Origin of the sequence: Mesorhizobium sp. ESP7-2 (assembly GCF_020164715.1) — a bacterium.
Lineage (GTDB): Bacteria > Pseudomonadota > Alphaproteobacteria > Rhizobiales > Rhizobiaceae > Mesorhizobium.
Genome location: NZ_JAIUGQ010000032.1, coordinates 32,769 through 54,766 on the forward strand (window position 1 = coordinate 32,769; position 21,998 = coordinate 54,766).

Consider the following 21,998-nt stretch of genomic DNA (forward strand, 5'->3'; position numbering starts at 1 on the left):
TACGCGGAGCGGAGAATCATCGAATCGGGCAGCTATGCGAGTCCAACATGATTAGCGTTCTGATGATTGTAGAAGCAAAAATCGCGACCACGTATTTGCTTGAGCAAGTCATGAGTGCTTGCCGCGCACATGGCGTCGATCACGAGGTAAAATTCCTTAGCGAGCTTCAGATCGAGGACTTTACCTCGGATAAGATTCCGATGTTTGTGCGGTGTGCGGACCCGCTGATGTTATTGTGGGCACAAATGCTGGCCGACGCAGATAAATCGTACGCATATTATATTGATGACAATTTCTGGCGGATCACTGGAAACGGTCCGCTCGCCGCGTACTATCGGCACCCGCTGGTTAGAAAGTCGCTGAACTTTGCGGTCTCTCATGCTGAAACCGTAATCGTCAACTCCTCTGAGCTGGCAAGATTCGTGTCACGGTTGAACAATCGCGTAGCGGTTTTGCCGACGTTCTTCGACTTTTCACTTATTGACGGTGTGTCGCTATCCTGCACTGAGGAGATCCGGATCGGTTTTGCCGGAAGCCCCTCGCGTGTCGACGATCTGGACTTGATATCACCGATCATTGAACCGATCCTCGATCGGTTCCCACAGACAGTGTTCGAGTTCGCTGGCGTTCTTCCAAGGGGAGTTGAGGTAGGAACGAGGGTCCGCTTCTTTCCGCATATTGGGGACTACGACGCTTACATCAAATTCCAAGCGTCGAGAAATTGGACGATCGGCTTGGCGCCTCTGATTGATCATGAAGCAAACCGCAGCAAGACTGACAACAAGTATCGCGAATACAGTGCCTGTCATATAGCAGGTATATACTCGGACATACCTCCATACATGGATGTCGTAAAAAATTCTGTCACAGGTATTTTGGTTGATAATAGGCCTGAGTCATGGCTTGATTCGATCTCTTACTTGATTGAAATGCCAGAAAAGCGAATTAAAATTGCGAGTATGGCCTTTAGTCACGCAAAATCAAAGTATGATGTTCGATCAATTTCTGATGAATGGGCGCGTGTGTTTATACAAATTGGTGAGCGCGAGCAACCGAATGTAAAATCTCTTAAGCGACGCAAATTCAGGCTTAACAAAATATGGAGAAGAGTAGAGCGATATTGGATTAGTTTCTTAGTCATTCATCACGAAGGAGGTTATTCCCTTGTTGCGCGGTGCGCTGCAAAAAAGGTACTAAAGAGAGAGTAGTGTTTTCTTTTCTCATGGCTCAAGCCGCTCTTGACAGGCGATGCGGCCGCATGATTTTTAGCGAGAGGGGCAGCGGCGGAGACTCGCCATCCCGATCAGAGCATCCTACCAGCCCACGCCGAGCAGCGCTATCATGCGGTGGTAAGGACCGCTTGCCACTGCGTGAACTCAAACAAAACGGACTCCGGCATGCCCGGTGCGGTTCATGAAACATAGCTATTCTAGTGCGGATAAGAGCAGACTGCTCCGAGATTCTATGCGCTCGCTACTGCTGCATCGCGTCTGGTTCTTCATCGGCGTGCAAGACATCAAGCGTCGCTACCGCCGTTCGTTCATTGGTCCATTGTGGATCCTTCTCAATCTTGGGGTATACGTGGGTGCTATTGGCTTTGTTTATGGCGTCATGTTCGGGCAGGATCTGAAGGCCTTTCTCCCGTATTTGATGCTAGGTTTCGTCACCTGGGGGATGATTTCAGCGTCTATGGTCGATGCCGCGATGGTCTTTGTGGGCGCCGAAGGTTATATCAAACAGTTTTCCTATCCAAAGCAAATCTACATCCTGCGGGCGCTCGTCAGCAACAGTATGAACTTCGTGATGGGTCTGACAGCGGTGGCTGTCGTGCAGCTTTTTCTGGGCACTTTCGAACCTACCGGATGGCTGTTAGCTATCCCAGGTCTTCTTCTGCTCTATATAACTTTGCTGGGGCATACAACAATTTTTGCTTATCTTGGGACTGCCTTCCGTGATCTTCCGCATGCCTTAGCGGGTGTGCTGCAGGCTGTGTTCTATCTGACCCCGATCGTCGTTCCTGCCAGCGTTCTCAAGAACCACGGACTAGAAATCGTTTATCTCGTCAATCCGATCTATCACTTAATTGACGTCGTTCGTCGTCCAGTCTTGACTGCTAGCTTGGCGCCGCTGTCGACCTATGGCTTTGTGTTTGTCTATATTCTGGTGGTGTATTTCATAGCCTGGTATGTCGCTTCACGTTTGGACAAGAAAGTGGTGTTGCTTCTTTGACTCAGAACTTCATACGACTAAGGGACGTCGGCCTACGTTTCACTGGCGACATGAACACCGATGGCCTCATAGGCTGGCTCACCAGAAGGCGAAGCGGTGAACGGACTTCCGGCACCTATAATGTCCTGGCCCTGGAGGAGGTGACTATTGCTATCGGACAGGGAGAGCGGGTGGGGCTTATCGGCTTAAATGGCGCGGGCAAGAGCACTCTCTTGAAGGTGATGGCGGGCATCTATATGCCCACCAGCGGCATCGCGGAAACTGAGGGGCATGTTTGCCCGATGTTCGAGTTCGCCACTGGTTTTGAGATGCATCAAACTGGCCGCGACAATATCCGTATCCGTGGGTTGTTGCTTGGCATGACGCCGGAGGAGATTGAGGCCAAACTGCCTGAGATCGAGGATTTTACCGAGCTTGGCGAATTTTTGGAATATCCCGTCCGCACCTATTCGGCGGGCATGTTCATCCGCCTCGCGTTTGCCGTCTCAACCAGCATAAATCCAGAAATCCTACTCATCGACGAGGTCATGGGAGCCGGCGACCTTCGCTTCGCGAAAAAAGCAAAACGCCGCATGTTCGAATTCATGGAGCAAGGCAAGATTCTTGTCTTTTCGTCCCATAATTTTGATTTATTAAAAAGTTTTTGCAGTCGAACCATATGGTTGGAAAAAGGCCGGGTCATCATGGATGGCCGGACCGACGATGTGATCGCTAAGTATGAATCGTCACAGAAATAATCAGTTCCGCGGCAGCGGACCAATACTTCTCGCCCGCGGAATCTGGTTTGGGAGATAAGATGAAATTTGGCGATTGCGGTCACGATCTTTCCGTAAGACGGATAGAAAAAAGGAATTCAGCACCGAAAGTGACGGTGATCCTTCCCACATTTGCGCGGGCTAACGGGCTTCTGCAGCGTTCGATTGAGAGTGTCCTTTCGCAAAGCTATGGTGATTTCGAACTCATCATCGTCGATGACGGTTCGCGGGACGGTACCGCCGACGTGCTAAATGAGTACCATCTTGCAGATTCCCGGATCATCATCCACTCATATAAGCATAACAGCGGTCTTCCGGCTCTGCGCGTGAACCAGGCTGCTCTTCATGGTCGTGGCAAGTACATCGCATATCAGTTTGATGATGATCATTGGGCAGACGAAAGCTTGAAAATGCGCATGGAATGGATAGAGCGCCAGTCCGTTCCCAGCGTGGTCTACGGCAGCTGTGAGTTTTACAAGGCGACAGACGAGATTGAGACCTTCCAGGGGATACTCGGGCAAGAATTTAATTATGCCCTCCTCATGAATGGGAATTACATCGCAAACAACACCGTGATGCATCATGCTGCGCTGTTTGAGAAATACGGCATGTACGATCCCCATTTGGTGAACAGGCGGTATTCGGACTACGATCTCTGGCTGCGTTTCGGAAAGGCAGCTCCTTTCCATTGGATAGACGCACCCTGCTCAACGGTAAGAGCCAATATGGTACATTCACTCGGTCGTGATGTTCCTGCTGATTTTACTCGTCATAGGAAATACCTGTTGCTGCCCCGGGATAATTTACTAAAGCCCGCCGCGATAGCGAACTATGATCTGATTTCGACCGATCATTGGGGCAGCCGCTTTTCAAATCAGGAGGTCCGACGTTATTATAGAAAGGAGGTTCTACCTTTCCTCTCCAAGTTCAATGACTATTGTAGCCCTTCGGAATTGGCTGTAGCAGCGTCTGGAGCCATGGCGCACAAAGCCGTCTTGGTGACAAAGCCGGATTATAGCACCTCAGTCGACGTCACTATCCGGAATTTCGAGAGCCTTGCTGGTCAGCGGGGTTTCGCCAGTACCTTCGTGAAAGAAGGAGATGTTCCATCCTTTGATACTTCTGATACCGACATCGCCATTCTGTATCGTACTGTAGGTGCGGCAAAGGCGCTTGTAGGTAAGCGTGTTCCCTGTGCCTATCTCATGGATGACAACATGCTTCGCTTCCATGAAGTGGGGCTTGAGCATTCCTCTATTGCACCTGGCACGCCGGCATACCGCAGCATAGTGGCCCAGATAACCGGTGCTGATGCTGTGGTCGGATATAGCGATGAAATCATAGAGGATTTTAGAAACTATAATGCTCATGTAATTCAATTGAAAACAAATATTCCGCGTCGATATATAGAGCGACGGAAATACGACCGCTCTGGAAAGCTTCGTATCGCGATTTTTAGCGGTAAGTTCCGCAGACCAGTGATTGCTAAGCTCTGGCCAGGACTTCAGCGCGTCGCCTCCCGTTATAGGAATAATGTCGAATTTCATTTCTGGGGCATAGATCCGGGAGATTTTCCTGCTCTGGATTGCGATGTCCATTTCAAGCCTTTCACCCATTCGTACGACGGCTATCTTGGGGAGTTACGCAGCACGTATTTCGATCTTTCGCTCACGCCTCTTGAAGGCGGAACACGCACAGAACGGAGTAAGAGTCCTGTCAAACTGTTGGAGTCGGTCGTGGCAGGTGCAATTAGCGTGATGAGCGATGTAGCGCCCTACAGTCGCTTACCGGATGCGGTTTGTGTCAAGGTCAGCAACCAACCTGAGACTTGGGCAGACGCGATTGAAGGCCTGCTCACGCTCACGGCGGAGCAACGCGACGAGATTTTCGAGCGAGCGCGGACTTATGTTGAGAGCTGCTATACTACGGAGATGCAATACTACGACTTTTACGGTGCTCTCGCCGCAACGGAGCTCCATGCTCGTTTGAAAGAGAGAGCAGTTCTCTATTCTTTTCATGAGGTTGCTCTAGGGGGGGCAACCCTTCATTTGCTGCGGCATGCGGCGCTCGTAAGTTCATTTGGTTTCAAGGTTGTCGGCCTTGTCCAGCGCAATGCGAACTTTGGGGCGGAATTTGCCCGCCGCTGGAGCGAGGCGACCAACGACGCTCCACTTTTGGAGGAGAACTGGCCCTCTGGCGCCTGCAGAACCGATCCCGCCAAAGTACGCCCACGAGACCAGTCAGACACCCAGGCTGCCCAGCGGATTCGAGAGAAGATATGCGATCTGCATATAGGTCTGATGCATTTTGCCACCTGGCAGCCAGCCATGACGGCGCTGGGTCAGGAACTTGGCGTTCCAGTCGTGGCAAGCGTTCATCAATACTATGACGGAGCCGATGCTAGGGCTTTCGCCCATGTGGCCCATTGCTCATCAACAACGCACGCTGAAAGATGGGAGACCGCATCTGGGGTTCCAATACGCCGGATCGTTTGCCCCGTCGACCAGGCCTATTTCTCGCTTTTCTCGCCACGGGAGGATCGGAACTTTGCCATACAAAATCCGCTGCAGATAGTCGTCTCGGGAACGCTGCAGCCCCGCAAGAATCAACTCGCTGCCATCAAGGCGGCTCTACTTCTGCGCAAAGCTGGACTTGGCGTCACGGTCCACGTGATCGGCTACGACGGCCTCCACTCGGATTACGCGAAGACGTGCCGCGATTATGTGGCGGAGAAAGATCTGGAGAACCACGTCATTTTTCATGGATTCGTTTCCGATCCGGAACGTTTCTACGCGAGTTGCGACATATTACTTATTTCCGCGCTGGACGAATCCATGCCGCAGACCATGCTGCAGGCGATGGCGTCGGGTGTCGCTGTTATATCGCCTAGCGTTGGGGGCGTATCTGAATTGATCAAGCATCGCTACAACGGTTTGATCGCCAAGGACGCATCCCCCGAAGAACTGGCGAATGCCGTCAAGGAATTTCTGCAGTATTCAGCTGCACGGAGAGCTGACATTTTGCGCAGTGCCAATCGGACGATAGGTTTTCTGGGGCGCTCAAGCTATGTCCGCGCGGAATTGATGGACCTCTATCTGAGCGCTTTCAGCAGGTCGGCGTCCGAGAAGTCGACCGAGGCGATCACTGATATCTCGATGGTCCGACTGGGTATGCTCCCCAGGAGCTTCGAGCCCGCTGCGGCTTCCACAATTGCCAGGCTCCACTCGGAGGTGGAAGCCCAACATTTCTCGCGTCCGCTCAGGCTTGCGAGAGCCGTCAATTGGCGGCCGAGTAAGGTGTGGGATACGATTTCCCCTCTCTTCGCTCCGCTTGATCTGTTCAGCCGCCAGCACTTTGGCCGGACGCGACGTGATGAACTGCGCCTAAGTGAGGATATTTCGGGCATTTCCTACCGGGAGTACACCGTCCATTTTGCGCTTCCCTCCCTGGCGACCATCCATCTCGGTATTGTGCCGCTTGTTCGAGCGTCGGCCGGGCTTGTAGGCATCGAGATCGTGTCAAGCAAAGACAAGATTCTCGATTCGACGGCGCGCTCCCTCGCCGATATTGAAGAGGGGCTGCCCGTGAAATTCTCGCTGAACACGCCTCTCCATGACCTTCAGGCAGGATGGCACCTGAGAGTCTTCGCACGAGAATCGGACGTACCAGTCACCATCTATGAAGTAGTGCGGCCAGCGGCGCTCTACGGCGCGCTAAAGCGGTTCCCTTTCGCTAAGTTCGAGTAATGGCCGGCACCGCATGTTGGACGCGCCTCTTCGTTTCCCTTCTGATCGTGGAGGCGGAGATCGCCAGATTTTCGAGAACCGAGGCGTCGCGTACGTACAAGTACGTGAACATCGGGAAGCGCGGGCCTAAATCGCGCTTAGGAATTGTCAAGAATGGCGCGTAACAATGTAGGCTTGCCCGCCGGAGCGAAGGCTAACGGACTCAATGGTGCCTAGATTCCTAGGCCCCAAGGTGCGGACGGTTTTCCGAATAAAAGCATCTGGATATCGTCGGTGTAAAAACTGAACGCCACTAATCGTCTCGTAATTTTCAACTATTTCCTGTCCGTCGCTCGGCCAAGTCGTGAAGATGCATGTTTTTCGTGTCACACGAAGCAATTCGGCGATGAACTGCTCTATCTCTGGGATATGGCCGAGTACCTCGAAACACAAGACCACATCGAATTGCTGATCTCTGAAAACGAGCTCATAGCCATCCCCGAAAAGAAATTCGCCTTCTGGGAAACCTCCTCTCGCTATCTCCAGCATTTTCACAGATGAATCGACGCCCTTATAGCTGGCACCACCTGGTAGATTCCTGACGAGCTTTTCGTAAATGAGGCCGGTTCCGCAGCCAACTTCCAAAATGGACAGTGCGGGAGGAGCAACATGATGCAAGACAATATCGATTAGCTCTTGGCGATGAGCATCTTCGGTTGGCGAATTTTGCCAGATCGCCTGAATTTCATCCGCAATTCCATCAACATCCCAATTGTCCCAATCTCGACTCATTGGCCACTTCCTCTGATTATAAATCTCTGGTCAAGGGTCCCAGCAGCATGTGTCTAACCGGCAATCTGGGAATTGTCAGGGCATGGCTTGCCATCAGCGCTGACCGGTCCCATTGGGACGAGAGGTCGTTACGATGTTCACTTTGAGGCGGGTTTTGAAAGGCGTCGGCTGTTGAGCATGTAGTATCTGGCCATTGGCTCATCAAAAAACATCTGGCTATGCCTCGTCACCCGCAGTATGCGATACAGCAGGCGGGGGCCGGAGATGCTACTTGGAAGTGTACGAATGATTCTCGTGTTCACACTTTGCTGGTGGTTTCGCCGACAGCCCGGAGTTTAGTACCGCCTAATGAATACTTCCCTGGAAGCTGTGTTCGGACTCAGGCCCGGTATGCGGCGCGCCTTCATCATGGTCCAGGACGTGGTCATGGTCCTGGTCGCGGTCGCGCTCAGCCTCGTCCTGTCGCGGTCGGATCTTTCGTTCGGGGCGCTCTCCACGGAGGGGCTTCTCACCTGGGCAAGCATCGTGCTCATCAGCCATCTCCTGTTCAGGTATTGCGGGCTCTACACCACGGTCTGGCGCTTCGCCTCGACGCCTGATTTCTTCAACATCCTGAAGAGCTGCGCGATCCTGACATTCGTGCTCTACGCCGTTTCGCTGGTCGTGCGTTCCTTCCAGCCGGTCGCGGGCCTCAACGAGCGCCAGTTCATCGTCTTCCTGCTCGTCTCCTTCACCATCATCTCGGCGCCCCGGCTGTTCTACCGCTTCCTACGCGACGGCGCGAGCTGGGGTATTTTGAACGGCAAGGCCGACAAGACGCGGACCAAGCAGGCCCTGTTCGTCGGGCGGCTCGGCGAGGCCGACCTGATCATTCGTTTCACGCGCACGGCGCAGCCCGCCGACCATTCCATCGCCGGCATCATGGCGACCGAGCGTGGCGCGCCGCTGGGCACGCGCATTCAAGGGGTTCCGGTGGTGGCGACCCGGCCGCGCCTGATCGATGTCCTGGAGGATTATGCGACCGGCAGCAAGAGCCTCGATCTGCTGATCTTCGGCAGCGGCGCCGAGCATGAGATCGAGGAATATTCCGAGCTGGTCCGCGTCGCGCGTCACGGCGACATCGGGGTCGTGCAGTTCGCGGGGCTTTCACAGGTGGGCCAGGAGGGCAAGCTCGTTCTCGATGCCGTCGAGATGGAAACGATCCTGCGCCGCCCGACGGTGCCGTCCGACATCGAGCGCATCGGCGCCTTCGTCGGCGGCAAGCGCGTCCTGGTCACGGGAGGCGCCGGCTCCATCGGGCGCACGCTGGTCAAGCGGTCGTTGGAGCTTGGAGCCGAGGCCGTGCTGGTCGCCGACAATTCCGAATTCGGCATCTTCCAGTTGAGCCAGTATGTCGACGAGAAGGACCATGATCGCCTCAAGGTCCGCATCGTTGATGTCGCGGACAGGCGCCAGATGACGCGCGTCGTCACTGAGTTCAAACCCGACATCCTCTTCCATGCCGCGGCGTTGAAGCATGTTCCATTGCTGGAGGAGAACTGGGAATCGGCCATCCAGACCAATGTCTTCGGCACGCTTGTCTGCGCCGAGGTCGCCGCCAGGTGCGGCGTGGCGCAATTCGTCATGGTCTCCAGCGACAAGGCCGTCGATCCGACGTCCGTGCTCGGCATGACCAAGCGGGCCGCCGAACAGATCGTCAGCGCCTTGCATGGAACGCCGGCCGGCGAACCGGGCGGCCGCCGAGCCGCCACCAAGTTCATCGCGGTGCGCTTCGGCAATGTCTTCGGCAGCAATGGCTCGGTGGCGACCATATTCCAGGCCCAGATCGAGGCCGGCGGGCCGGTCACCATAACGGACCGGCGCATGACGCGCTATTTCATGACTGTCGCCGAGGCCGTCGACCTCGTCATCATGTCGGCGGCCGATGCCGCGTCGCGGCCGGCCGACCAGGACTACGCCGTCTACATGCTCGACATGGGCAAGCCCGTGCCGATCGTCGAGGTCGCCGAAACGATGATCCGCATGGCGGGAAAAAGCCCCTATACGGACATCCCAATCCGCTTCACGGGCATCCGGCCGGGCGAAAAACTCCACGAGACCCTGCACGGCGAAGACGAGGAATTGGTCGAGCTCAGCATTGCCAAGATCTTTGGCCTCAGCACCGATGTCGCCCGGTGGTCGGATGTCCAGGCAGCACTCGCGGCGCTGCAGCAATCCATGAAGAGCCAAGACAAGGCGGCCTCGCTCACCATCCTGGCCGATCTCGACCGCGCGACGAAGACAAGGGCGAACGCGCAGCAGGACGCGGTCCCGAAGACGGCCGGGCAGGCGAGCTAAAGCAATTCCAGGAAAACCTCGCGCGCAAGGCGTTTGACATCAGTGGATAAGACAGATCTGCGCATTGCGGTCCTGATGGCCACGAAGGACGGCGCCGCCTTCATCGACGAGCAAATACAGTCGCTGCTCGCGCAGTCCCATCCTCTGATCGACCTCTGGGTATCCGACGACGGCTCCGTCGATGGCACGGTTGCCATCATCGAAGCCTGGAAGCCCCGCTGGGCAAAAGGTCGGATAAATCTGGTCGAGGGGCCGCGGCAAGGCTTTGCCGCCAATTTCCGGTCGATGATCCTCGACCCGCGCATCGATGCGGATTGTTACGCCTTCAGCGATCAGGACGATGTCTGGGAGCCCGACAGGCTTGAAAGCGCCCTTGACTGGATGCAGGCATTTGACGCGGAAGTCCCGCTGATGTTCTGCTCGCGAACCGCGACCATGACCGAAACCGGAAGCCTGGTCGGCCATTCGCCGCTGTTTGGCCGTCCGCCGACCTTCCGCAACGCGCTGGTGCAGAGCATTGCCGGCGGCAACACCATCCTGCTCAACCGTGCCGCGCGCGATCTGTTGGCCAGGGCCTCCGCCCGCACCGGTTTCGTCAGCCACGACTGGTGGGCCTATCTTGTTGTCACCGGCGCCGGCGGCGTCGTCCGCTACGATCCGCGGCCATTGGTACGCTACCGCCAGCATGCGGCAAACCTGGTCGGCGCCAATGCATCGTGGCAGGCGCGGATCTCGCGGCTCGGCCGCCTGTTCAAGGGCCAGTTCGCGGACTGGACCGATGTCAATCTTGCCGGCCTTGCCGTCAATCGCGATCTCCTTACGAAGGAGGCGCTGGCATGCCTCGACCTGTTCGCGAAAGGTCGGCAAGGCAGCCTTTTCCAACGCCTTGGCGCGCTGCGCAAAAGCGGCGTCTATCGACAGACTTTTGCCGGGACGCTCGGGCTCTATCTCGCCTTCGTGCTGCGTCGTATCTGAATATCGAGACGGCGTGGCGCGCTTGGTCAGGAAGGCGACCTCGTGCTACCGCGTGAAGCCCTGGCAGGGAGCCCTATCGGCCACTCATGAAGACAGACAAGAAAATCTTCGATCTCGCCGGTGCGGCTGTGCTGCTGGTGGCAACCTCTCCCATTCTGTTGCTTGCCATTCTTGCCGTCCGTGCATCGTCACCTGGCCCGGTGATTTTTTCCCAAACGCGGGTTGGCCGCGAAGGCGCGCTCTTTCGCTGCCACAAGTTGCGGACGATGTACCAGGGCACGCCATCCTTGCCCTCGCATGAAACCCCGGTGAGCGCCGTGACATCGGTTGGAAAGGGCTTGCGGAAATTCAAGCTCGACGAGTTGCCGCAGCTCTGGAATGTCCTGCGCGGTGAAATGAGCCTGGTTGGGCCGCGCCCCTGCCTGCCGACCCAGACGGAACTGATCGAATGCCGCAGGCGGCTGGGGGTTTTGCGGGCTCTGCCCGGGATGACGGGCTTGGCCCAGATCAGGGGCATCGACATGTCGAACCCGCAACTTCTGGCCGAAACCGATGCCACCTATCTCAGGACCGCGTCGTTCTGGCTCGACCTTCGGATCCTGTTTGGAACGCTTTATCGCGGCTGAGCTGCCGCGCTATCTCGGTCAGCCGCTCCAGCGTGCTGGTTTCCGGCGCCCAGCCTTGCGAGGCAAGCAGCGAAGGGTCGCATATCTGTGTCGCGGTCAGGCCGTCCCAGACCGCCCGCTTGCCAAGCAGTAAGGCGGCAGCCCGCATCGGCCCGGCCGGCACTGTCATCAGGCGCGTCGGCCTACCGAAACCGCGGCGAAAGGCACCGATGATGGCAGCGACGGAAACCGGCGGCACGTCGCTGGCGGTATAGATCTGACGAAGCGGCTGCGAATGGCAAAGCAAATGCCACACCGCCCGTGCCGCCGATTGCGATGACAGCAGCGAGCGGTTTGCCGTCAATGCGCCTGTCGGCATCGGCAGAGCCGTATCGGCGAGCCGCATCAGCGTCGCCAGGTTTCCTTTCATGCCGATCCCGTAGACCGGAGGCAGCCGCAATATGGCGGCGTCGGTGCGGCCATGCGAGGCATAGGCGCCCAGCACCGCAATTTCCGCTTCGCGCTTCGAGCGCCCGTAGGCGTCTTGCGGTTCGGGGACCGTGTCTTCGTCGATCGCTGCGCTGGCACGCGCGCCGATCACGGCCCGGACCGACGAAAGATGGATGAACCGTCCGCTTGCCTGCGTGGCTGCGGCATGCGCCAAACGTGCGCTCAATTGGGCGTTGGCTGCCAGAAAATCGGCTTCGGTGGCATTGCCCTGGTCATTGTTCAGACCCGCGCAATGGACGATATCCGTAACGTCCCTGGTCAGCGCCAGGAAAGCCGCGGCCGGTGCATCGAACCCCGGCATCAGCACGGCGTCGGTCCCCGCATCTAGTCTCTCCGGCTGGCGGGAGGCGAGGCGAAGCTCGACACCGGCCTCACGAAGCCGATGGACCACTTGGCGGCCGATGAAGCCCGTCGCGCCCGTAACCAGGACTTTCATCGTCTCGCCCGGACCGGCTATTGGGCGACTGGCGGAGATGCCAGGCCTTCCACTGCTGGAGCGGCTTGGCCCTTCGCTCGTGACATCGCCTGGGTTTCCACAACTGGTGGAAGGGCTTGCCCTTCCACCAACGCAACCTGGCGCCCACAGGCAAGATATGTTCCCGACACCAGGAAGACCATGAAGACCGAGTCCAGAATGTCATGACCGATCAGGATGCCCGTCATTCCGGCGGTCAGATAGGTGATCACGACGGCGACAATCATGGTGGCACCAAACCGCTCGATCGGATCGGTGCTGTCGCGAAGGACCCGGGCGGCATTTCTGGCGGCAACCACAAAGATCGCTGCCAGCGTCACCGCACCCAGGATCCCGGCCTGCACCAAGGCGGTCAGGAAGCCGTTGTGGAAATGATTGAAACCTTCATCCATCCCGAACTGATCCTGAAAGCCCTGCTTGATCAAGAGCCGGGTGGCGCCCACTCCATGTCCGAAAAATGGCATCTCACGAAATGCCTTCAGCCCGATGTCCCAAAGGGCGACGCGCGATCCCAAAGCTGTCGCGTAGTCACCGTGGGCCGCCAGCGCATCCCAGTCGGAGTGCAGAAATTCGACACGCCCCGCTATCGTCTGGAACCCGAAAACCGCGATCGTGACGGCGATCGCGGCCAGCAGCAAAAGCACGCGAACGGCATTTCTACCTCTCAGCCTCTGCTGGTTGATCAGCAGAACGGCGATACCGGCAATCAGCAGTGCCAGCCAGACAATGCGCGTACCGGAGTAGATGATGGCGATCGTTCCGCCGAGTGCGGCGCAGATGAGGGCGATCCTGTATCTCTCTATGCCGGATAGTGCAGCGGCCACGCAGGTCACCACCGCAAGGCAGAGGACCTCAGCGAAAACGATCGCATTCCCGGCCCCGCCCTCGGCGCGTATACCAAGCCGATACTGCTGGTAGACCGCCAGCAGCAACGCGCCAAAACAGGCCGCCATGCTGGCCAGCACAATGATGCGGACGAGCATTGTCTTTTGCGAAATGCTCCAGGTCGAATAGGAGATGGGAAAAAACAGAAAGGTGATCAGCGGGATAAGATGCCGCGCGTCCTTGACGATCGCGTGGTTGACGAGGGACGCCAGGACATTGCTTGCGCAATAGGCATAGATCGCGATCGTCAGCGCCATCATCGCCCGGTCGACATTGAAGCGTCTTCTCTTCAAGGCAATCAACAGGACGGACCACAGGCCGCCACCATTGAACACGAAGCTGACCACCGATCCCAGGACCGGAGGGGAAAAGAAGCAGAGAATGGAGAAGTAGATATTGATCCGCGAAGGCGTGAATTGCTGCCTTATGGGTGAAAGCCGGTTCAATTTTCGGACCTGCTATCCAGAGAAATTTTATGCGGCACATCGTGTTTGGCCAAACCGAATGCGCTCGCCTCGAAACTGCCCCATGCTTCATCACGCACTTGCCCGCTCTCGAAAAGCGTATAGCGGCTGGGTCGCTGTTTCGATAGTGCGCCAGGATCGATTGCCGCCGAAATCCCGCAGTCGGGCCCAACTGACCCCTGCAGCGTCGCCGCAGCGTCCCTTACAGGCAATATTTTCCCTGCCTTTTCCCGGCCGGAGGGCTTTCAAGCAGAAATTTCCGGGTTTTGCCACAAGCATGGAAAATTCATTCCCGAACGGACTGCTGCCGGGCTCGTCTTGCATTGTTCTGGGCCGCGACGATCTGCTAGAACGCCCGCACGAAACACTTTGTCCAGAAGCGAAGCTGAACCGGGCGCAAAAGGCTCGATGATTTGATGCAGGACCTTCTGTTGCAAGGCATGAGAGAACGCTCACGGTCCATGATATCAGCGCTTACGCATCTGCAGCGGCTTGAAGCCGAATCCATTCACATATTCCGCGAGGTCGCGGCCGCCTTCGCCAAGCCGGTCATGCTCTATTCCGTCGGCAAGGATTCGTCGGTGCTGATGCATCTGGCGATGAAGGCGTTCTATCCGGCCAAGCCGCCATTCCCCTTTCTTCACGTCGACACCACCTGGAAATTCCGCGAGATGATCGCATTTCGCGATCAGATGGCGCAGAAGTTGGGCTTCGACCTTCTGGTTCATGTCAACGAAGACGGCGTGCGCGACAACATCAATCCGTTCGATCATGGTTCGAACACCCATACCCATGTGATGAAGACCGTGGCGTTGCGCCAGGCGCTCGACAAATACGGCTTCGATGCGGCCTTTGGCGGCGCCCGTCGCGACGAGGAGAAGTCGCGCGCCAAGGAGCGCATCTTCTCTTTCCGCAATGCCCAACATGTATGGGATCCGAAGAACCAGCGGCCCGAAATGTGGAAGATTTTCAACACACGTATCGCGCAGGGAGAATCGATCCGCGTCTTTCCCTTGTCGAACTGGACCGAACTCGACATCTGGCAGTACATTCTGCAGGAAAACATCCCGATCGTACCGCTCTATTTCGCCAAGCAGCGGCCGGTTGTCGAACGCGATGGCATGTTGATCCTCAAGGACGATGATCGCATGAAGCTGCTGCCTGGCGAGGTCGTGGAGGACCGGTTGGTGCGGTTCCGCACGCTTGGCTGCTATCCGCTGACCGGCGCCATCGAATCCGACGCCGACACGCTCGAAGCCATCGTTGGCGAGATGCTGACGGCACGCACATCCGAACGGCAGGGTCGCCTGATCGACCGCGATGAAGCCGGTTCGATGGAAAAGAAGAAGCGCGAGGGGTATTTCTGACCATGCGCCACATCATGGCAAAAAGCCTCGCTCCCACGGACGGCGTCCGCGATTATCTGTCCGCGCAGGAGAAGAAATCGCTGCTGCGCTTCCTGACCTGCGGTTCGGTGGATGATGGCAAGTCGACGTTGATCGGACGCCTGCTGTCCGACACCAAGCAGATTTTCGAGGATCAGCTCGCCGCGCTCGAACGCGATTCGCGCAAGCACGGCACGACGGGCGACGACATCGACTTCGCGCTGCTGGTCGACGGCCTCGAGGCTGAGCGCGAGCAGGGCATCACCATCGACGTCGCCTACCGCTTCTTCGCCACGCCAAAGCGCAAGTTCATCGTCGCCGACACGCCCGGCCACGAACAATACACCCGCAACATGGCGACCGGTGCCTCGACCGCCGATCTGGCGATCGTGCTGATCGATGCCCGGCAGGGGGTGCTGCGCCAGACAAGGCGCCATTCGATCATCGCCTCGCTGCTCGGCATCCGCCACATCGTGCTGGCGGTCAACAAGATCGATCTCGTCGATTTCGACCAGGCGGTCTTCGACAGGATAGTAGAGGACTACCGGCAGTTCTCACGCGATCTCGGTTTTCAGACCATCGCGCCGATCCCGATGTCGGCCCGCTACGGCGACAACGTCAGCGCCCGCTCCCAAAACATGCATTGGTATTCCGGCCCGACACTGATCGAGCATCTCGAAACCGTCTCGGTCGACGAAGCCACGGCCGAGTTGCCGTTCCGCTTTCCGGTTCAGTACGTCAACCGCCCCAATCTCGATTTTCGCGGTTTTGCCGGCACCATAGCGTCCGGTACCATTGCGCAGGGCGACGAGGTCGTCGTCGCCAAATCGGGCAAGTCCTCGCATGTCAAACGCATCGTCGCTTACGGCGGCGACCTCAAACAGGCGGTGGCCGGCCAGGCCATAACGCTCGTCCTTGACGACGAGGTCGAGGTTTCCCGGGGCAACATGCTGGTTTCGCCGGCCGCACGGCCGCAGGTCGCCGATCAGTTCGCCGCCAACATCGTCTGGTTCGACGAGCATGCGCTTCTGCCGGGCCGGTCTTATATCCTGCGGACCGAGACCGATCAGACCAGCGCCACCGTCACCGACTTGAAATACCGCATCAACGTCAACGATTTTGCCCATGAGGCGGCCAAGTCGCTTGAGATGAATGAAGTCGGTATCTGCAACATTTCGACGCGGGCGCCGATCGCCTTCGATCCGTTTGGCGAGAACCGTACCACTGGCGCCTTTATCCTGATCGATCGCATCAGCAACGCCACGGTTGGCGCAGGCATGATCGTGCACTCGCTCCGTCGCGCCGAAAACATCCATTGGCAATCGCTCGATGTCGGCAAGCGCGTGCGCGCCGACATGAAGAACCAGCGGCCCGCCGTGTTCTGGTTCACCGGGCTTTCGGGCTCCGGTAAGTCGACCATTGCCAACCTGTTCGAGAGGAAGCTGTTCGCCACTGGCCGCCATACCTATATTCTCGATGGCGACAATGTCCGCCACGGTCTCAACCGCGACCTCGGATTCACCGACGCCGATCGCGTCGAGAACATTCGCCGCGTCGCCGAAGTGGCCAAGCTGATGGCCGACGCCGGGCTGATCGTCATTGTCTCGTTCATTTCGCCGTTCAGCGCCGAGCGGCGCATGGCCAGGGAATTAATGGCAGATGGCGAGTTCATCGAGGTGTTTGTCGACACGCCGTTCGAGGAATGCGCCAGGCGTGATCCGAAGGGCCTCTACGCCCGCGCGCTGAATGGCGAGATCAAGAATTTCACCGGTGTCGATTCTCCTTACGAGGCACCGGAGAAACCGGAGATCCATCTGAAGACGCTCGGCAAGTCGGCTGAAGAGATGGTAGATGCCCTGGAACACTGGCTGAACGAGCGTGACATTGCCGAAGACCAATATGACAATGGCGGCGGCATCTGACGACACGTCGATGCTTGAAATCTTCGAGCAGCTGGCGCTAGCCGCCGGGCGCGAGGTCATGCGTGTGTTCCACGCCGGCTGCGCGGTCGACCGCAAATCGGATTCCTCGCCGGTGACCGAGGCGGACCGCGAGAGCGAGAAGATCATCCTCGCCGGCCTGCGCGCGGAATTCCCCGACATTCCCTGCGTGGCCGAGGAGGAAGCGGCGGCCGGTGTCATGGCGGGCGAACTTGGCGAGGCCTTCTTCCTCATTGATCCGCTTGACGGCACCAAGGAATTCGTCAACCGGCGCACCGACTTCACCGTCAACATCGCGCTGGTCCGCCATGGCGTACCGGAAGTCGGCGTCGTCTTCGCGCCATGCAGCGGCCGCTTCTTTTCCGGTCTGCCGGGCAGGGCGGAAGCCCTCGAAGTCGATGGCGACTACCAGATCGTTTCTCGCCGGCCGATCTCGGTGAGAACGGCCGCGACGCCGCTGGCCGTGGTTGCCAGCCGCTCGCACAATACGCCGGAAACCGAAGCCTATATTCGCGACCTTGGTGCTGCCGAGATCGTCTCGGTCGGTTCGTCGCTGAAATTCTGCCTCCTTGCCAATGGCGAGGCGGATGTCTATCCGCGCTTCGGCCGCACCATGGAATGGGACACGGCGGCGGGTGACGCGGTGCTGCGCGCCGCCGGCGGCACGACACGCACGCTGGACGGCAAGCCCTTGGCCTATGGCAAGCGCAACCAGGCCGATGACGAGGACTTTGCCAATCCGCATTTCATTGCCAGCGGCAGGGTTGCAACCGGAGGACGTATCGAACGTTGAGGTGCCTCCGTCGATGACCTATCCTGTATCGGCGTTCCCTGAGTCGGTAGTTGAATGTCCTTTTTTCAGAAATGCCATACCGTCATTTTGGGCGGGTTTCCGGTATGGACCAGCAGTCGTGACGAAATAGTCCTCAGGGTGTTGCTGGGCCTCTACGCCCTCTCTCCCGCCCTTTTCGTCTTCATCGAAATGTCTCCGACGGCCCTGGCACTTGTCGCGGGTGTCATGGGCGCTCTTGCCCTTTTGACGAAGGGTGCACGCTTTGGCCGGGCAACGACAGGCCTTGCCGTCACTCTGGCCCTGTTGTCCGGCTTTGTCCTGTCGAGCGCCCTGTGGTCGGTCAGCCCGAGCCGCTCTCTCATGGCGGCGAAGGACGTCTTTGGCTACTCGGTCGCCGCCATCCTGCTATTCGAGTGCATTCTGGCGCTTCCGAGCGCTCAACGCGACCGGCTCGCGCGGGTCTCATTGGTCGGCATGCTGATCGGCCTGGTGTCGGTGATGGGTTGGGAACTTTATTTTGCGTTTTTGACCGAAGATCCACGATTTGTGGGAAATGTTTTCACCCTCCACAAGATCACGGTCTACGGAGCTTTTTTTGCCGTCATATTTCTTACCCAGCCGAGGCTGGTCTGGAAGGGGCTCGCGGCTCTCTTTGCCGTGCTGACATTGCTCTACGGTCAATCGACCGGCGTCAATCTGGCGATTGTCTTCGTGGCGGCGATGTTTGTCATGCCCGCGAAATGCCGCCAACACGCCTTGGTCGGATTCTTCGCCGTCTACCTGTTTCTTGCCCTGATCGCCCCCTTCGTCGTCTCGCCGCTGTTCGCCTACCTCAAAACGACGGGATTGCTGACTTTCTATCCAGGAACGTTCGCGGCGCGCCTTGATCTTTGGCAGATGATCTCGCCCCACATTGCGGAGCAGCCGTTTCTCGGCCATGGCGCCAATACGATGAGAAACGCGGTCGGGGTTGTCGTGAGTCCAACATATTATGCGCAGGTGGATCTCCCAAGCGCACACAATATCGTATTCGATTTGTGGTACGAACTGGGAGCGTTGGGCATCATTGTGTACGGGCTGGTCCTGGGAGCGATCATAAGAATGATCGGCGGTTTGAGCGGCCCCGGACATTTCATAGCCAGCAGCTACCTGATCATAGCTGTGGTCGAACTGTCGGTCGACCATCGGATCTGGTTGTCATGGGTGCTGGGCACTTTGGTCTTCACAGCGGGCATCTGCATATTGCAGTGCCGTTCCGTGACCCGGCCGGGAATGGATGAGTGGATCACAAGACGCGCGGCGAGCTTCTCAAAATAACGGCGCGAAGCGCACGTCCTGCGCCCCGCCACCCTGTGCCGACGAAGTGTCGGCCTTCTGGTATCCGACGCCTATTCGGCCGCGGCCTGCGCCGAGTTCGAGCCGATATAGTTGCGGATGGTTTCGATGATCCGGTCCTGGTCGGCCTCGCTGAGATAGGGATGCATCGGCAGGCAGAGGATACGTTTCGGCAGGTCCTCCGAAACGGCAAGACCGGTCGGTGTGCGCGGATAGTCGCGATAGGCGATCTGCTCATGCAGCGGCTTGACGTAGTAGATGACAGACGGGATGCCCTTTTCGCTCAGATGCGCTCTAAGGCCGTCGCGTTTGGGCGTTTCGATCGCGTATTGCGCCCAGGCCGAGCGGCTGCCATCCAGGTTGCGGGCGGCGGTGACGATGTCGCCGAGGCCTTCTGCGTAGCGCTGGGCTACCACCTGCCGCGCCACCATTTCTTCCTCGAGGATAGCGAGCTTCTCGATCAGGATTGCCGCCTGCAGCGTGTCGAGCCGTGAATTGATGCCGACGCGGATGTTGTCGTACTGCGTCTCGCCCTTGCCGTGGAAAGCAAAGGAACGCAGCGCGTCGGCCAGAGCATCGTCATTGGTGAACATCGCGCCGCCGTCGCCATAGCAGCCGAGTGGCTTGGCCGGATAGAAGCTGGTCGAGCCGACATGGCCGAACGCGCCGCACATCCTGCCTTCTAGCGAGCCACCCATGGACTGGGCGGCATCCTCGATCACCAACAAGCCTTCGCGATTGGCGATAGCCATGATCGCCTCATAGTCGGCGGCAAGACCGAACAGGTCGACAGGGATGATCGCCTTCGGCTTCAGTCGGCCTTCCTTCTTGATGGCCGCGATCGCCGCCTCGAGGCTGGCGATGTCGATGTTGTAGGTCTTCGGATCGACATCGACGAAAACCGGCTCGGCCTTGGCCAGGGCCACCACTTCCGCGGTGGCGGCGAAGGTGAAGCTCGGCACGAACACCGCGTCACCCGGGCCGATGCCCGCGGCAAACAGTGGCAAAAGCAGTGCGTCGGTGCCGTTGGCGCAGGCAACCACGTGCTTGACGCCGACATAGGCGGCGAGCTTCTTCTCGAATTCGGCGACCTGGGGGCCAAGGATGTAGCGGCCATCCTCGACGACGTGGTCGATCGCGGCTTTCAGCCGGTCGCGGATTCGTTCGCGCTGCGCGCCAAGATCGATGAACTGCATGTCGGCCTCAATACCTGCCAATAACCGGCCCGCTGGTACCAGACTTGGCGCGGCTGAAAAAGCCGGCTGCGGACCGGGCATCGGGTGCAAGTGTCGCAGCCCGTTACCGTGTTTTGCCGGCGCATTGCCCCAAAAAACCCGGAATCCGGGCTTGGCGGTGCAATTCAGGGCCATTTTTATCGCGGTTTTCCGGCGCATCGAAACATAAAGTGATCGCGTCGGAGAGTCGATCAGCTGATCTCGTGCCGCCAAGGGGGATTGGCGCCGGCCCGTGATACCGTCACTGCCGCCGCCTTGGCGCCGAGCGCCAATGCTTTGCGGATGGCATCTTCGGACAGGCCGGAAATCGCCGCCTTCGTCAACAGGCCTTGCTCATGCAGGGAGGCAAGGATGCCGGCGTTGAACGTGTCTCCGGCGCCGACGGTGTCCACCACCTTCACCGTCTCCGGCATGACTGTGACACGGTGCTGCTTGCTGTAGCCAACGGCACCTTGGCTGCCATGCGTGACGACGATCAGCTTCGGGCCGCGGTCGAGCCAATTGCGCACGACATCCTCGTGCGAACCGGCTTCGCCGAACCAGTTTAGGTCCTCGTCCGACAGTTTGACGATGTCGGCCATCGCCATCATCTCCCGGATGCGTCCGAGGTGCTTGGCCTTGTCGGGGATGAAGTTCGGCCGGATGTTGGGATCGAGCATCATCACTCGGGCCTCATGCTCGCGCCGCATGAATTCCTCATAGGCCGAGCCAGCCGGCTCCGAGATCAGGCTGATGGCGCCGAACAGCATCGCCTCGATCTCGCCGCCGAGTTGCGGCAGGTCATCGATGGTCAGCATGCGCCCGGCCGTGTTCTCGTCATAGAAGGTGTAGGTCGCCTGGCCGTTGTTCAGCCGCACGAAGGCCAGTGTCGTCGGCCGGGGCGAGGTGTGCGCGTAGGTTGAACTGACCTTGCTTGCCCCGAGCGCCTCCCTGAACTGACCGCCGAACAGGTCGGACGACAGGCCCGAGAAGAAGCCGGCCGGCGCGCCGAGCCGGCCGAGCGCGATCGCCGTGTTGAAGACAGCGCCGCCGACATAGGGAGCAAAGGCCGGCTCACCCTGCGTGGTGGTGCGCGGCAGCATGTCGATCAAGGCTTCGCCGCAGCAGAGGATCATGGCTTCTTGGTCTCCGGCGGATAGATCACGCCCTTGCGGATGATGATGTTGGCGTAAAGCCGCGGCTCGCTTGTCGCGACGATGGCATGCGCAGATTTGACCCGTGCATAGAAGTCGGCGCCGGCCAGCGCAACCACCTTGCGGCCCGGCGCGCGTTTGGCGCAGATAGCCTCCATTTCGCGATGGACCGGGTCGGCAAGCGACGGATCGCCTTTCACCGAGGCGCGAAACAGCGCCTCCGGAACGACATCGTCGACCGGAAGCAGCGTCAGTACCGCGTCGAGTACGGGAATGAGGGCATGGCCGTCGGTCCGGATAAGGCGCCTTGCCTGGTCCTGCGCCGGATAGTTCCCGTCGACGAGGGCAATCTCGTCACCATGGCCCATGGCGCGCAATGTTGCCAGAAGCTCCGGACCAAGCAGCGCCGGAATCCCGATCAGCAT

The 21,998-nt window shown here is 58.4% G+C and carries 17 protein-coding genes; 11 read left to right on the plus strand and 6 right to left on the minus strand.

The genetic code is table 11. The annotated features are described in order from the left end of the window. Positions 1-47: 47 nt before the first annotated feature. The 4 genes from LB543_RS24725 (at position 48) to LB543_RS24740 (ending at position 6,730) form a co-directional block, all read left to right on the plus strand. Positions 48-1,208 (plus strand): glycosyltransferase, encoded by a 1,161-nt coding sequence (locus LB543_RS24725; protein WP_224615976.1) that lies wholly within the window; start codon positions 48-50, stop codon positions 1,206-1,208. 205 nt (positions 1,209-1,413) lie between these two features. Further along, the gene (locus tag LB543_RS24730) at positions 1,414-2,229 is read left to right on the plus strand and encodes an ABC transporter permease (RefSeq protein ID WP_224615977.1); all 816 of its coding nucleotides are present in this window, start codon (positions 1,414-1,416) and stop codon (positions 2,227-2,229) included. 50 nt (positions 2,230-2,279) lie between these two features. Further along, a complete protein-coding gene (locus LB543_RS24735) occupies positions 2,280-2,966 on the plus strand; it encodes an ABC transporter ATP-binding protein (protein ID WP_224615978.1) in 687 nt (228 codons plus the stop codon). A gap of 47 nt (positions 2,967-3,013) precedes the next feature. Continuing rightward, the gene (locus LB543_RS24740; protein WP_224615979.1) at positions 3,014-6,730 is read left to right on the plus strand and encodes a glycosyltransferase; all 3,717 of its coding nucleotides are present in this window, start codon (positions 3,014-3,016) and stop codon (positions 6,728-6,730) included. A gap of 147 nt (positions 6,731-6,877) precedes the next feature. Here LB543_RS24740 and LB543_RS24745 read toward each other — a convergent pair whose 3' ends face one another. Further along, positions 6,878-7,501, minus strand: a complete 624-nt coding sequence (locus tag LB543_RS24745; protein WP_224615981.1) for a class I SAM-dependent methyltransferase — start codon at positions 7,499-7,501, stop codon at positions 6,878-6,880. A 348-nt stretch (positions 7,502-7,849) separates the two neighbouring features. On the opposite strand from LB543_RS24745, the gene LB543_RS24750 reads away from it, so the two are divergent. The 3 genes from LB543_RS24750 to LB543_RS24760 all read left to right on the plus strand — a co-directional run bounded on the left by LB543_RS24750 (position 7,850) and on the right by LB543_RS24760 (position 11,439). Beyond that, entirely contained in the window at positions 7,850-9,838 is a 1,989-nt protein-coding gene (locus LB543_RS24750; RefSeq protein WP_224615982.1) for a UDP-N-acetylglucosamine 4,6-dehydratase, read from the plus strand. A gap of 42 nt (positions 9,839-9,880) precedes the next feature. Next, entirely contained in the window at positions 9,881-10,813 is a 933-nt protein-coding gene (locus LB543_RS24755) for a glycosyltransferase family 2 protein (RefSeq protein WP_224615984.1), read from the plus strand. Between the two features lie 86 nt (positions 10,814-10,899). Next, positions 10,900-11,439 (plus strand): sugar transferase, encoded by a 540-nt coding sequence (locus tag LB543_RS24760; protein WP_140811791.1) that lies wholly within the window; start codon positions 10,900-10,902, stop codon positions 11,437-11,439. Here the strand turns inward: LB543_RS24760 and LB543_RS24765 are convergent. Together LB543_RS24765 and LB543_RS24770 are read right to left on the minus strand one after the other, a co-directional pair. After that, positions 11,378-12,364 (minus strand): NAD-dependent epimerase/dehydratase family protein, encoded by a 987-nt coding sequence (locus LB543_RS24765; protein ID WP_224615985.1) that lies wholly within the window; start codon positions 12,362-12,364, stop codon positions 11,378-11,380. The genes LB543_RS24760 and LB543_RS24765 overlap by 62 nt on opposite strands. 17 nt (positions 12,365-12,381) lie before the next feature. Next, complete coding sequence (locus LB543_RS24770) at positions 12,382-13,734, minus strand: O-antigen ligase family protein (RefSeq protein WP_224615988.1); 1,353 nt, start codon at positions 13,732-13,734, stop codon at positions 12,382-12,384. 479 nt (positions 13,735-14,213) lie between these two features. Here LB543_RS24770 and cysD point away from each other — a divergent pair, with 479 nt between their 5' ends. From cysD to LB543_RS24790, 4 genes are read left to right on the plus strand one after another with little or no spacing between them, the layout of a single operon-like run. Continuing rightward, a complete protein-coding gene (cysD, locus tag LB543_RS24775) occupies positions 14,214-15,119 on the plus strand; it encodes a sulfate adenylyltransferase subunit CysD (protein WP_140763037.1) in 906 nt (301 codons plus the stop codon). Positions 15,120-15,121: 2 nt separating this feature from the next. After that, complete coding sequence (gene cysN, locus LB543_RS24780; protein ID WP_224615990.1) at positions 15,122-17,059, plus strand: sulfate adenylyltransferase subunit CysN; 1,938 nt, start codon at positions 15,122-15,124, stop codon at positions 17,057-17,059. A 10-nt stretch (positions 17,060-17,069) separates the two neighbouring features. Further along, entirely contained in the window at positions 17,070-17,870 is an 801-nt protein-coding gene (gene cysQ / locus LB543_RS24785; RefSeq protein ID WP_224616024.1) for a 3'(2'),5'-bisphosphate nucleotidase CysQ, read from the plus strand. Between the two features lie 54 nt (positions 17,871-17,924). Next, a complete protein-coding gene (locus LB543_RS24790; protein WP_224615991.1) occupies positions 17,925-19,187 on the plus strand; it encodes an O-antigen ligase family protein in 1,263 nt (420 codons plus the stop codon). 71 nt (positions 19,188-19,258) lie between these two features. Here LB543_RS24790 and LB543_RS24795 read toward each other — a convergent pair whose 3' ends face one another. The 3 genes from LB543_RS24795 to LB543_RS24805 form a co-directional block, all read right to left on the minus strand. Then, positions 19,259-20,401, minus strand: a complete 1,143-nt coding sequence (locus tag LB543_RS24795) for a DegT/DnrJ/EryC1/StrS family aminotransferase (protein WP_224615993.1) — start codon at positions 20,399-20,401, stop codon at positions 19,259-19,261. Between the two features lie 230 nt (positions 20,402-20,631). After that, positions 20,632-21,555: a carbohydrate kinase family protein gene (locus LB543_RS24800; protein WP_224615995.1), complete on the minus strand. Its 924-nt coding sequence runs from the start codon at positions 21,553-21,555 to the stop codon at positions 20,632-20,634. Further along, positions 21,552-21,998, minus strand: coding sequence for an RbsD/FucU family protein (locus tag LB543_RS24805; protein WP_140763018.1), 447 nt, complete (start codon positions 21,996-21,998; stop codon positions 21,552-21,554). Before LB543_RS24805 ends, LB543_RS24800 begins: the two co-directional genes overlap by 4 nt.